We start from the raw sequence: 11,971 nt of genomic DNA, 5'->3' as shown, positions 1-11,971 counted from the left end.
GGAGAACCTCATGCGCCTCACCATCCACCTCGACACCTTCGATCGTGTCAATCCGATGGCATTCGCCATCCTGTGGCTCGACAATGAAACACGTCAATGGTCACGCGAGGGTCATATGGGCCTCGAACTGCCCGAATGGGGCGCGTTGCACGTCGATTGCGGCAACACGCTCATCTGCGGGCCGCTCGATTCGACGCCCTGCTGCGTACTCGAAGGGCTCGATCTGAACGCCACGTCCGGGCCATTCGAGGGCGAAACCGGACGCGCGCAATGGTGCCCGGATGCGGGCAGCAGATCGCTGATGGCGGGCCATTGGCACGTGCAATGTGTCGACCACGAGAACACGGAGCCGGAAGACGGCATCTTCGCCGCCCACGATGACCCGTGAGCGTTGTCGACACTGCCACCAGCATGAAGCGATTGCGTACCGGCGTGACATTCGCGAACAGTCAATGACGAACTCATCATCGCCCCGCCGGAGGTATTGCGGCTGATTTGCATCAAGCACCGGCCGCTCTCCCCCTCAGTCCTTCCCTTGATGTGCATCAACCGCACGATCGGCCGCGCGGTCATAGTTGACCTGCACGCACGCATCTGCACCACGGCCATCAAGAGCCTTCCTTCAAGCGACTCGCCGTTTCAGGCCTCGCCCTATCCTTGACTTTCACGTGAGGAGACACCGGATGTCTACCATCGAACTTAACCAACCCAGGACTACGGCGCCACAGATCCCCGCGCTCAAGCACGCAAGCATCGACGGCATGGAGGCTTACCATGCGCTCGTGGCCGAGGCCGAACGCGATCACGAAGCGTTCTGGGCGCGCCTTGCCAGAGAGCATCTCGAGTGGCGCCGGCCCTTCACGAAAGTCCTGAACGAGGCGAACGCGCCGTTCTATCAATGGTTCGAAGACGGCGAACTCAACGCTTCATACAACTGCCTGGATCGCAACCTCGCCAACGGACTCGCCGACAAAACGGCCATCGTGTTCGAGGCGGACGACGGCAAGATCACGCGCGTCACTTATCAGGAGCTCTATCACCGCGTGTGCAGACTCGCCAACGCGCTGCGCGAGCGCGGCGTGAAGAAAGGCGACCGGGTGGTGATTTACATGCCGATGTCAGTGGAAGGCGTCGCTGCCATGCTGGCGTGTGCACGCATCGGCGCGCCGCACTCCGTTGTGTTCGGCGGCTTTTCCGCCAAATCGCTACATGAACGGATGGTCGATGTCGGCGCGGTGGCCGTGATGACGGCCGACGAACAGGTGCGCGGCGGCAAGACACTGCCGCTCAAGACGATCGTCGACGAAGCCCTTGCGATGGGCGGCGCCGAAGCCGTTAAAACGGTCATCATCTATCGGCGTACCGGCGGCCGGATCCCCTGGATCGCGGGGCGCGACGCGTGGTTGCACGAGCTCGAACGAAACCAACCTGATACCTGCGAGCCGGAATGGGTCAGCGCTGAACATCCGCTATTCGTGTTGTACACATCAGGGTCGACCGGCGCGCCCAAAGGCGTTCAGCACAGCACCGGCGGTTATCTGCTGTGGGCCGCCGTGACGATGAAATGGACCTTCGACATCAAGCCGGCCGATGTCTTCTGGTGTACCGCAGACATCGGCTGGATCACCGGTCACACGTATATCTGCTATGGCCCGACCGCAGTGGGTGCAACCCAGGTCATCTTTGAAGGTGTGCCCACCTATCCGAATGCGGGCCGATTCTGGGACATGATCCAGCGCCATCAGGTCAGCATCTTCTACACCGCACCGACCGCCATCCGGTCTCTCATCAAGAGCGCCGACGCTGACACCGCTGTGCATCCTGGCAGCTTCGACCTGGGCAGCTTGCGCATTCTCGGCACGGTCGGCGAGCCGATCAACCCGAGTGCATGGAACTGGTACGCCGAACATGTCGGCGGTGGCCGCTGTCCGGTGCTCGACACGTTCTGGCAGACCGAGACAGGCGGCCACATGATCTCGCCGTTGCCGGGCGCTACGCCGCTCGTGCCGGGATCGTGCACGCTGCCGATGCCGGGCATCGATGCGGCGATCGTCGACGAAACCGGCCATGAAGTGGCCAACGGACAAGGCGGCATGCTCGTCATCCGCAAGCCGTGGCCGTCGATGATCCGCACGATCTGGGGCAATCCTGAGCGCTTTCGCAACGGCTATTACCCCGACGAACTCGGGGGCAAGCTGTACCTCGCCGGCGACGGCGCGATTCGCGACCGGGACACAGGCTACTTCACGATCACCGGTCGTATCGACGACGTGCTGAACGTGTCCGGCCACCGCATGGGCACGATGGAAATCGAGTCGGCGCTGGCGGCCAATCCGCTGGTCGCTGAAGCTGCGGTCGTCGGCCGTCCGGATGAAACGTTCGGCGAAGCCATCGTCGCCTTCATTGTTCTGAAAACGGCGCGGCCCACCGGCGCAGAGGCGAAGCGCATAGCGAACGAGTTGCGCGCCTGGGTCGCCAAGGAAATCGGTCCGATCGCAAAGCCGAAAGACATCCGGTTCGGCGACGCCATGCCCAAGACGCGCTCTGGCAAGGTCGTGCGCCGGTTGTTGCGCTCAGTCGCGAAAGGCGAAGCAATTTCGCAGGACACGTCGACTGTCGAGAATCCCGCCGTCATTTCCCAGTTCGCCGATTCGATCTGAACGGTCCGGCGCTCCGGCGCTGCAGCGTTCGATTGCGATGTGACCCTTGCGCGGCGCTAGTCTTCACGACAGTCGCGCAAGCTATGTCTACTTCTGTTTTTTGCATGAGGAATTCATCATGAATATCAAAGCCCCTAATCCCGCGGCACTCGGCCTCGCCGGTTTTGCCTTGACGACCTGGTTGCTTAGCATGATCAACGCCGGCTGGTTCAGCGGCGATTCGATGGGCATGGTGCTCGCCGTCGCTTTCGCTTATGGGGGTACCGCGCAGGCACTCGCCGGACTCATGGAAATACCGCGCGGCAATACGTTCGGCGCGACGGCCTTTCTGAGCTACGGTGCGTTCTGGTGGTCGCTCGCCCTCTTCGTGCTGTTCCTGCACGGTACTGTGCCTGCGGCGTTCGTCGGCTGGTATCTGTTCCTGTGGGGCATGTTCACGCTTTATATGTGGGTCGCGACACGGCGTGCGCCGCGCGCATTGCAACTGGTGTTTCTGTCTCTGTGGATCACGTTCTTCGTGCTGGCAGCGAGCGAATGGACCGGCCTTGTGTGGTTGCACCACGCCGGCGGTTACCTCGGTCTGCTGACGGCGCTGCTGGCTTTCTACCTGTCAGCGGCTGAGATCATCAACGAAACTCATGGGCACACGGTGCTGCCGGTGGGAACCGTCGTTCAGAAGATCGACCTGACCATCACGGTCACCGAGGGACTCCGAGGCGCTTGAAAGCAGGCGGCGGCCATCTCGCCGCCGCTCACACTGATAAAATGCCGGCATGCCGATCAACTATCTTCGAGGATTCACGAAACCCGAGCGCAGCGACGCGGCGAATCTGCGCCTCGGACGATCGCTCGCTTTCGTCGCCGGTGCGGCCAATGCCGGCGGATTCCTCGCTGTGGGGCAGTACACCTCTCACATGTCCGGTATTGTGTCGTCGCTCGCCGACAACCTTGCGCTCGGCGAAATCAATTCGGTTGTTGCGGGATTGAGCGCCTTGTTGTCGTTTCTTTTCGGGGCCGCCACGTCCGCCATCCTGATCAACTGGGGGCGTCGCCGGCAATTGCGCAGCCTCTATGCCATGCCGTTGATGCTCGAGGCTACGCTGCTCCTCTGCTTTGGGCTGCTTGGCACCCATCTCGAGACCCATCGCGTCCTTTTCGTACCGGCGACCGTCTGTCTTCTGTGCTATGTGATGGGTTTGCAGAATGCCATGATCACCAAGATCTCAAAAGCGGAGATCCGCACCACGCACGTCACCGGCCTCGTGACGGACATCGGCATCGAACTCGGCAAGTTCTTTTACTGGAACGTTGGCGCAACGAGCGGGAGCGCAGTCCGAGCAGATCGCCAGAAACTGCGCATCCTCGGATCGCTCTTATTGTCGTTCCTCGCAGGCGGCCTGACAGGCGCCGTAGGCTTCAAGCAGCTGGGATTTGTAGCGACCATTCCCCTTGCGCTCGTACTGCTTACTCTCGCTGCTGTTCCGGTCGTCGACGATATGCTCGCGCAGCGCCGGTAGCGTATTTTTTCGCGATGCCCTTATTTCGCGCCGTTCGACCGGGTTTCAACGATCGCGTCACGAACCAGCAGCACCGGGCAGGTCGAGGACCGAAGAAATCGCTCAGCGACACTCCCTATTGTCATGCGCCGCATTCCGCGACGTCCGTGGGTGCCCATCACGACAAGATCCACGCTGTGCCCCTGTACGTACCGCAGCAAGCAACTCGCGACGTCTTCGCTGATGTTGTCCGTCTCGGCGGTATCGACCTTGCACGCAACGTTGCTCTCAGTCGCCTCCTTATGCGCCTCCGCCAGTATTCGATCGCCTTCAGCGCGTAGTGCCTCGACCATCGCAAACTGGTCGTAATTGGCCGAATAGGCAAACATCGCGAAACGGTCGAGCACGTACACCGCCGTCATCGTTCCGCCAGCCAGCTTTGTCATGCGGATCGCTTCCTTTAGCGCACCCTTCGACGCGTGACTGCCATCCAGTGCCACCAGAATATCTTTGTACATGACCACCCTCTCTGGTAAGTCGATTACGAATTCGCTCGTCATGGCGGATCAACCGCGCTGTCGGCGCAACGTCTGTTCGAGCCGCACTGACTGCGCGCCACGCCCAGGCTGACGGCAGTCGCACATTCATCATCTGCGCTTGCCTCACCCGTGAATTGATTTGTATCAATGGCGCACACGCTGTCGCTGGCGTAACTGGCCGCGAACCCGACGTTTCTCGAAGACGGCAACGCATTTCACCAACATTGATTCAAATCAAGCCGCTTAGGCGTATCGGGATGAATATGCGTAATCTCGCATCGCCTGAGCGGCTGCGGCAAACCGGCCAGACCGACCGCCCCGCCACGGCGCAACCACATAGGCAATGACACGCTGCCGGCGCGCGATGACCGCCAACCTGGCTCAGGATTTGCTTATTGTTGTACCAGTACGACCCCGGCGAGGCGACCGGGGCTGACCAGCAGGAGGAGACAATGCGCGATGATGTCAGTCACGCCGTAACGCCCATGGCGGCTCGTGAGGCCGGATGGCTCACGCCGTCGATTCAGAAATCCCACGAACGCTCCGAAACTTTCGGCTTGAGCGCCGCGATGCGACCGGACTATGACGTGCTGCCGGCGGCTGAACTCACGTTAAAACTCGAGCAAAGCCGCGTCCTGTGCGCGCATGCCACGCCTGTGATGGAAACGCTGCACGAGCAGATCGTCAACACGCAGAGCATGATCGTGCTGACCGACGCCGAAGGGCTGATTCTTCACTCGATCGGCGACGATGATTTTCTCCGGCGAGCCGAGAAAGTCGCGCTGCGTCCGGGCGCGAACTGGGCGGAAGACCGGCAAGGCACGAACGCAATCGGCACGGCGCTCGCCGAGCGCTGTCCGACGGTCGTTCATGGCGAACAACACTATCTGGCTGCCAATCGTTTTCTCACCTGCTCCAGCGTGCCGATCCTCGATCCGTACGGCGATCTGATCGGCGTGCTCGACGTGACCGGCGACCATCGCAGCTATCACCAGCACACCATGGCGCTGGCAAAGATGTCCGTACAGATGATCGAGAATCATCTGTTTACCAATACCTTTCGCGAGACGTTGCAAATTGCCTTTCACGGCAGGCCCGAATTTCTCGGCACCTTGATGGAAGGCATCGCCGCGTTTACCTGCGATGGCCGCTTCCTGTCGGCCAATCGTAGTGCGCAATTCCAACTGGGATTGCCGCTCACGGGTTTGCGCGCGCATACCTTGTCCTCGCTATTCGGCCTCACCAGCGCGCAACTGATCGACCGTCTGCGCGTCAGCCGGGACCAGCATCTGTCGCTGAACCTATGCAACGGTGCGGTGGTATGCGCACACGTCGAATTCCGGCGTGCCACGCGCGCCGATCATGCCTGGCCGCCGGAGGAGCATCGCGAGTCACGCCCCGCGCAACGCATGGCGCCATCCCTCCCGGCCGCGAGCGCGCTGTCGAAACTCAGCTATCTGGACACCGGCGACCCGCAGATCGCGGCGGTCGTCGCCAAAGTCCGCAAGGTAATCGGCAAGGACATCCCGATCCTGATCACCGGTGAGACCGGCACCGGCAAGGAACTGCTCGCCCAGGCGATCCACAACGACTCGCCGCGCCGATCGGGTGCGTTCGTTGCGGTCAACTGCGCTTCAATACCGGAAACGCTGATCGAATCCGAGTTGTTCGGCTATGAAGAAGGCGCCTTCACCGGTGCGCGGCGCAAAGGCGCCATCGGCAAATTGCTGCAGGCCAACGGCGGCACGCTATTTCTCGACGAGATCGGCGACATGCCCTATCCGCTGCAAGTGCGCTTGCTGCGCGTGCTGCAGGAGCGCCTCGTCAATCCGCTTGGCTCCTCGAAGTCGATACCGGTCGATGTCGCCATCATTTGTGCAACTCACCGCGACCTGCGTGACATGATCGTGCAGAACCGGTTTCGGGAGGACCTGTATTACCGCCTGAATGGACTGGTGGTGAAATTGCCGCCGCTGCGCGAGCGCACGGATCTGTCCGCGGTGATCCAGAAGATGCTGCAATCCGCATCATCCGAAAGCGCTGATGGGCAACGACTAAGCGTCGCCGACGAGGTGATGGCGCTGTTCGAGCAATGCGCGTGGCCCGGCAATTTTCGTCAGCTCAGCAATCTTCTGCGGACCGCCGCCGCCATGGTCGATGCGGACGGCGAGCTCCGGCGCGAGCATTTGCCCGACGACTTCTTTGACGACGTGCGCAGCGCTGCCGCCGCGCCTGCGGGCACCACGGACACCTTACCGCTACCAAGCGGGCGGCTAGAAGACGTTGCCGCCAACGCCATCGCCAAGGCGGTTGCGCAGCATGGCGGCAACGTGTCGGCCGCCGCCCGCGCACTCGGCGTGTCGCGCAATACGATCTACCGCAAACTGCCGCTGCACGGTGTGGACAACGCCGACGACGCGGTCTGACCGTTTGCGTCACAGATGCTCCAATTTGCAACAGTGGTGTCCTCGAACTGAACAGCGCGCTGTTCCACTCGCCAGACGAATTAGTCAATTTCCGCGCGGCAAACCGTGCATCGACGTCAAACAATGCATTCGTTCGGGATGCAAAACGCTGGCCGTGCGTCGGGTGCGCCGAACGCAGCGCCTGACAAGCCCGGCACAGACCTTGCATTTGATCGATATGACCGCTTTCTCTATGCGGTTCCTCAATCACATGTCGTATCCAAGGAGACAGCCATGCAATGGACCACCCCCGCCTATACCGATCTGCGCTTCGGTTTTGAAATCACGATGTATATCGCCAATCGCTGAAGCAACGATGAAGCGCCGCCCGCCTGTCGCAGTCAGTCAGTGTGCGCGGCGGCGCCCGGAGCACGGCTCATGAAAATCAAGATTCTCGGTTCGGGTGCAGGCGGCGGACTGCCGCAATGGAACTGCAACTGCGCGAACTGCAACCGGGCCCGTTATCAGACCGGCGACGTGTTGCCGCGTACCCAGTCGTCGATTGCAGTGAGCGATAACGGCATAGACTGGATTCTGATCAACGCCTCGCCGGATCTGCTCGCACAGTTGCGTGCGAATCCGGAACTGCAACCCGCCCGCTCGATTCGCGACAGCGGCATTGCCGCCGTCGTGCTAATTGACGCGCAGATCGATCACGTCACCGGTCTGCTGATGCTGCGCGAACGCACCACGCCCTTGCCGTTGTATGCCTGTGCGCCGGTGCTCGCCGATCTCTCCACCGGGTTGCCGCTGGTTCCGCTGCTCGACCATTACTGCGGCGTCGAGCGCCACGAGATCGCGCTCGATCAACCGTTCACGGTCGAGCCGGTGGAGGGCATCCGCTTCACCGCATTGCCGATCGAGAGCAAGGCGCCGCCCTATTCGCCGCGCCGCGCCGAAGCCGCACCCGGCGACAACATCGCACTGCTGATCGAGAACCTTGCTACCGGTGCACGCGTTTTCTATGCACCGGGGCTCGCGAGCGCGCCGGAACCTGTGCTCGCCGCGATGCGCTCCGCGCAACTCGTTCTGGTCGACGGCACGTTCTGGTCCGCGACCGAGATGATCGACCTCGGCCTGTCGACCCACCTCGCGGCCGACATGGGCCATCTCGCACAGTGCGGCCATCGCGGTTTGTCAGGGATGGTCCAACTGCTCGACGCGCTGCCCAGCGCGACACGCAAGGTGCTGATTCACATCAACAACACCAACCCAATTCTCGACCCGCATTCCCCCGAACATGCCGTGATACGCGCACGCGGTATCGAAGTGGCACACGACGGAATGCAATTCCAGGTATAGCCATGAACGCCCCGCTGCCTACCGCTGTTACCCACACCGTCCCCTGGTCGCCGGACGAGTTCGAAGCGCGTCTACGCGCGCTCGGCGCGCACTATCATATTCATCATCCTTTCAATCAGCGGATGAACAGTGGCCAGTGTTCGCCTCAGCAGATTCGCGGCTGGGTCGCCAACCGCTTCTATTACCAGATCAACATCCCGCTGAAAGATGCCGCGATCCTATCCAATTGTGAGGATCGGCAGACCCGCCGCTTGTGGATCGAACGGCTGCACGATCACGATGGCTACGGCGACAACCCCGGCGGCATCGAAGCATGGGCGCACCTCGCCGACGCGGTCGGCATCGACCGCGACACATTGTGGTCGCTCGAACACGTGCTGCCCGGTGTGCGTTTCGCAGTCGACGCCTATGTCAATTTCGCCCGGCGGGCGCCGTGGCAGGAGGCAGTCTGCTCCTCGCTCACCGAGATGTTCGCGCCGCAGATTCATCGCGATCGTCTGGCCGGCTGGCCCGACCTGTATCCATGGATCGACGCTCACGGGTTGCAGTACTTTCGCAGCCGTATTCCGCTTGCCCAGCGCGATGTCGAGCACGGGCTCGACGTCACGCTCAATCACTTCAAGACCCCGGACGCCCAACAGCATGCCCTCAACATCCTGCGCTTCAAGCTAGACATTCTCTGGTCGATGCTCGACGCCATTGAAAAGGCGTACCCCGTATGAACGCCCCACACCCCGACCACTACGCCAGCCTGCGGCCGCATCTGCGCCCGATGTTTCGCCTGCAATGGGAAGACGCACAGGATGCCTACGTATTGCTGTATCCAGAAGGCATGGTCAAACTCAATCCGAGTGCGGGCGAAATTCTGGCGCGCTGCGACGGCACCCGCGAACTGGATGACATCATCGACGAACTGGAAGACCTGTTCAGTGTGTCGGACCTTGCCGCCGATGTGTATCGCTTCATTGACCATGCGCGGCAACGCGGCTGGCTGGATTGACATGGAAACCACCATCGACTTCCCAGGCGCTCGCCCTTCCCCGCCATTGTGGCTGCTGGCGGAACTCACGTACCGCTGCCCGTTGCACTGCGCGTTCTGCTACAACCCCGTCGACTTCGCCAGTCACGGCGCGGAGCTCGATACCGACACCTGGCGCGACGTGATCACGCAGGCGCGCGGCATGGGCGCCGCGCAGATCGGGTTCTCCGGCGGCGAGCCGCTGGTGCGTGACGATCTCGAAACGCTGGTCGAGCATGCGCGAGGATTAGGCTTCTATACGAATCTGATTACCTCGGGTGTCGGGCTCAACGAGACGCGCATCGCCCGTTTGAAAGAGGCGGGGCTGGACCACATCCAGCTCTCCTTCCAGGACTCGACGCGTGAACTGAACGATTTCGTGTCCAGCACGAAGACCTTCGAGTTGAAACACCGCGTAGCGCGCCTGATCAAGGCGCACGGCTACCCGATGGTGCTCAATTGCGTGCTGCATCGCTATAACCTGCCGCACGTCGGGCAGATTATCGACATGGCGCTCGAGATGGGCGCCGACTACCTCGAGCTGGCGAACACACAGTATTACGGTTGGGCGATGCTCAATCGCGACCAGTTGATGCCGACCCGTGAGCAGTTGGAGGAGGCCGAGGCGACAGTCAACCGGTACCGCGAACGCGTCGGCGATCACTGCCGGATCCTGTTCGTGGTCCCTGATTATTTCGAGATACGGCCCAAGGCCTGCATGAACGGTTGGGGTTCAGTGTTTCTCGGCATCGCGCCGGACGGCACTGCGCTGCCATGCCACGCGGCACACTCGCTGCCGGGTCTGGACCTGCCCCGCGTGCAGGACGCTTCACTGGCGGAAATCTGGTACCGCAGCCATGCGTTCAATGCGTTTCGTGGTGATGGCTGGATGCGCGAGCCGTGCCGGAGTTGCGACGAGCGCGACACCGATCACGGAGGCTGCCGCTGCCAGGCGTATCTGCTGACAGGAGACGCCGCGGCCGCGGACCCGGTGTGCGCAAAGTCGGCGCATCACGGGCAAATCGAGCAGGTGGTGACGCTGGCTCGGCGGCCGGCACGTGACGACGAGGTACATCCGCTGATTTTCCGCAGCAGGGATAACTCGTTGCGTTTGGGATGATTCTGGATTAGGTTGCGGGTTCGAGAAAGCCCGGTGATTCCCGTGAATAACGGAGAATCGCCGGGTTTTTTATGGCGTCAATCAAATGACGCCAATCAAGGCTGTTGAAGCGATCGAACTATTGCGAAGTGCCCGCGTTGAGCGGCGTCTTCGACGCCTTGGCATTGTCGTCCGTCAGCTTGGTGGCGCCGGCGCTATAGCCATTCGAATAGAGCAGGAATGCCATGATGTCAGCATAGTCCTGCGGTTTCAGCTTGCCGGGGCGATCAGCCGGCATATTATTCGTCATGTATCCGTACACCCCGCCGATGGTCAGCTTCGCGTTTGCCGCCGGCGCAAAGGCCGGACCGCGTAACGCGGGCGCATTCAATCCTTGCAGGCCGGGACCGTGGCATTTCGCGCACGCACTCGCGTACAGGGTCTTGCCGTGCGCCACCTGCGCGCGGTCGAAACCAGGGGCGTCGGCTGTCGCGCTCGCATCGACCTTGATGAAGCGACCCTGCTGCGACCCGTGATCGGCTGCCAAGGTCATTCGCCACGCCGCATCGCTGCGGCCGGGGCCGTCGCGATAGGCAAACGTGGCCGCGGACGGCCGCGCGGCCTGAGCCGCCTCGGGGAGTGTCCAGTTGCGGGTCAATGCTGCCAGTCTGCCATCGGACGCCATCTTGTCCAACGCGGCGTCGATGCGCGGCTGTAACGCTGCGCCGCTCCTCCCAAACGCGAACACCAGATGCCAGTCGGCATACGGCGAGACAGTGCTCGCGATCTGAAAGTGCTGCTCCGGATGTGTAATCGTATAGGCCACAACCGCGGGATACCAGACGATCGCGCGTTGCGCATGCCCGCTCGCCAACGCATCAACGGTGAGTGCCGCCGTGTTCTCCAGATCGAGCCTGACGTTAGGCTGCTGCACGGCGATCAGTTGGGCGGGGCTCGCATAGGTTGCCGCGACCACCTCCGCGCCGCCGGCCTGCGTCGACGATTCACGCGTGGTGACACTGACGTAGCCGGAGTGCAGATAGCCGCGCGAGAAGGTCAGCTTGCTGCCGGAGCCGTCGGCGACTGTCGAGCGTGGAAATCCGGCAACGACGTCGCATTTGTGCGCAAGCGCCTTGTTGAGTTCCTTCAGCGACACGCCGTCGTCGTCACTCCCGTCGAATCCTCCGGGTGCAAGCGACAGCGCGATACCCGCCGTGTGAAACGCTTCGCGCGCCACCGCCTCGTCGAGCGCGGCCGATGGACTGCCGGGAAACGTGCAAACGCGCACCCCCGCGTTAGCGAGTCCTGGCGTGAGTGTGCCCGTAGCCAGCAGCATACCGGCGAGAGCGAACGAATTAAGTCGAGTCTTCATGATCTTGCTTCCGGGAAAGG

12 protein-coding genes are annotated in these 11,971 nt (G+C 61.9%); 10 read left to right on the top strand and 2 right to left on the bottom strand.

Features of this window, described 5'->3' with window-relative positions; all coding sequences use genetic code 11:
- Nucleotides 1-10 precede the first annotated feature (10 nt).
- The 4 genes from GNZ12_RS14175 to GNZ12_RS14160 all read left to right on the top strand — a co-directional run bounded on the left by GNZ12_RS14175 (nucleotide 11) and on the right by GNZ12_RS14160 (nucleotide 4,177).
- Nucleotides 11-388, top strand: coding sequence for a DUF3564 domain-containing protein (locus GNZ12_RS14175; RefSeq protein ID WP_172310908.1), 378 nt, complete (start codon nucleotides 11-13; stop codon nucleotides 386-388).
- A 295-nt stretch (nucleotides 389-683) separates the two neighbouring features.
- Nucleotides 684-2,660: an acetate--CoA ligase gene (gene acs, locus GNZ12_RS14170; protein WP_172310907.1), complete on the top strand. Its 1,977-nt coding sequence runs from the start codon at nucleotides 684-686 to the stop codon at nucleotides 2,658-2,660.
- A 118-nt stretch (nucleotides 2,661-2,778) separates the two neighbouring features.
- Entirely contained in the window at nucleotides 2,779-3,384 is a 606-nt protein-coding gene (locus GNZ12_RS14165) for an acetate uptake transporter (RefSeq protein ID WP_172310906.1), read from the top strand.
- Between the two features lie 49 nt (nucleotides 3,385-3,433).
- The gene (locus GNZ12_RS14160; protein ID WP_172310905.1) at nucleotides 3,434-4,177 is read left to right on the top strand and encodes a YoaK family protein; all 744 of its coding nucleotides are present in this window, start codon (nucleotides 3,434-3,436) and stop codon (nucleotides 4,175-4,177) included.
- Nucleotides 4,178-4,197: 20 nt separating this feature from the next.
- Here the strand turns inward: GNZ12_RS14160 and GNZ12_RS14155 are convergent, their stop codons facing one another.
- Nucleotides 4,198-4,674 carry a universal stress protein gene (locus GNZ12_RS14155; RefSeq protein ID WP_063497950.1) on the bottom strand — a complete coding sequence of 159 codons (477 nt, stop codon included), beginning with the start codon at nucleotides 4,672-4,674 and terminating at the stop codon, nucleotides 4,198-4,200.
- Nucleotides 4,675-5,147: 473 nt separating this feature from the next.
- Here GNZ12_RS14155 and GNZ12_RS14150 point away from each other — a divergent pair, with 473 nt between their 5' ends.
- The 6 genes from GNZ12_RS14150 to pqqE all read left to right on the top strand — a co-directional run bounded on the left by GNZ12_RS14150 (nucleotide 5,148) and on the right by pqqE (nucleotide 10,600).
- The gene (locus GNZ12_RS14150; RefSeq protein ID WP_172310904.1) at nucleotides 5,148-7,121 is read left to right on the top strand and encodes a sigma-54-dependent Fis family transcriptional regulator; all 1,974 of its coding nucleotides are present in this window, start codon (nucleotides 5,148-5,150) and stop codon (nucleotides 7,119-7,121) included.
- Between the two features lie 273 nt (nucleotides 7,122-7,394).
- Nucleotides 7,395-7,469 carry a pyrroloquinoline quinone precursor peptide PqqA gene (pqqA, locus tag GNZ12_RS14145; protein WP_006410019.1) on the top strand — a complete coding sequence of 25 codons (75 nt, stop codon included), beginning with the start codon at nucleotides 7,395-7,397 and terminating at the stop codon, nucleotides 7,467-7,469.
- Between the two features lie 69 nt (nucleotides 7,470-7,538).
- Nucleotides 7,539-8,462, top strand: coding sequence for a pyrroloquinoline quinone biosynthesis protein PqqB (gene pqqB, locus GNZ12_RS14140; protein WP_172310903.1), 924 nt, complete (start codon nucleotides 7,539-7,541; stop codon nucleotides 8,460-8,462).
- Nucleotides 8,463-8,464: 2 nt separating this feature from the next.
- Nucleotides 8,465-9,184, top strand: a complete 720-nt coding sequence (gene pqqC / locus GNZ12_RS14135) for a pyrroloquinoline-quinone synthase PqqC (RefSeq protein WP_172310902.1) — start codon at nucleotides 8,465-8,467, stop codon at nucleotides 9,182-9,184.
- On the top strand, nucleotides 9,181-9,462 hold the full coding sequence (gene pqqD, locus GNZ12_RS14130) for a pyrroloquinoline quinone biosynthesis peptide chaperone PqqD (protein ID WP_172310901.1): 282 nt from the start codon (nucleotides 9,181-9,183) through the stop codon (nucleotides 9,460-9,462). The genes pqqC and pqqD overlap by 4 nt, the downstream gene beginning before the upstream one ends.
- Nucleotides 9,434-10,600, top strand: coding sequence for a pyrroloquinoline quinone biosynthesis protein PqqE (pqqE, locus tag GNZ12_RS14125; protein ID WP_407947702.1), 1,167 nt, complete (start codon nucleotides 9,434-9,436; stop codon nucleotides 10,598-10,600). Before pqqD ends, pqqE begins: the two co-directional genes overlap by 29 nt.
- A 118-nt stretch (nucleotides 10,601-10,718) precedes the next feature.
- Here pqqE and GNZ12_RS14120 read toward each other — a convergent pair whose 3' ends face one another.
- The gene (locus tag GNZ12_RS14120) at nucleotides 10,719-11,951 is read right to left on the bottom strand and encodes a c-type cytochrome (protein ID WP_172310899.1); all 1,233 of its coding nucleotides are present in this window, start codon (nucleotides 11,949-11,951) and stop codon (nucleotides 10,719-10,721) included.
- Nucleotides 11,952-11,971: the final 20 nt, after the last annotated feature.

The sequence above is a fragment of the Paraburkholderia solitsugae genome (assembly GCF_013177695.1).
GTDB classification, from domain to species: Bacteria; Pseudomonadota; Gammaproteobacteria; order Burkholderiales; family Burkholderiaceae; genus Paraburkholderia; species Paraburkholderia solitsugae.
This window is presented reverse-complemented; position numbering and strand designations above follow the sequence as displayed.

Coding starts and splice junctions, on each gene's coding strand:
- GNZ12_RS14175 (WP_172310908.1), top strand. CDS start 11: ATGCGCCTCACCATCCACCTCGACACCTTCGATCGTGTCAATCCGATG.
- acs (WP_172310907.1), top strand. CDS start 684: ATGTCTACCATCGAACTTAACCAACCCAGGACTACGGCGCCACAGATC.
- GNZ12_RS14165 (WP_172310906.1), top strand. CDS start 2,779: ATGAATATCAAAGCCCCTAATCCCGCGGCACTCGGCCTCGCCGGTTTT.
- GNZ12_RS14160 (WP_172310905.1), top strand. CDS start 3,434: ATGCCGATCAACTATCTTCGAGGATTCACGAAACCCGAGCGCAGCGAC.
- GNZ12_RS14155 (WP_063497950.1), bottom strand. CDS start 4,674: ATGTACAAAGATATTCTGGTGGCACTGGATGGCAGTCACGCGTCGAAG.
- GNZ12_RS14150 (WP_172310904.1), top strand. CDS start 5,148: ATGCGCGATGATGTCAGTCACGCCGTAACGCCCATGGCGGCTCGTGAG.
- pqqB (WP_172310903.1), top strand. CDS start 7,539: ATGAAAATCAAGATTCTCGGTTCGGGTGCAGGCGGCGGACTGCCGCAA.
- pqqC (WP_172310902.1), top strand. CDS start 8,465: ATGAACGCCCCGCTGCCTACCGCTGTTACCCACACCGTCCCCTGGTCG.
- pqqD (WP_172310901.1), top strand. CDS start 9,181: ATGAACGCCCCACACCCCGACCACTACGCCAGCCTGCGGCCGCATCTG.
- pqqE (WP_407947702.1), top strand. CDS start 9,434: ATGCGCGGCAACGCGGCTGGCTGGATTGACATGGAAACCACCATCGAC.
- GNZ12_RS14120 (WP_172310899.1), bottom strand. CDS start 11,951: ATGAAGACTCGACTTAATTCGTTCGCTCTCGCCGGTATGCTGCTGGCT.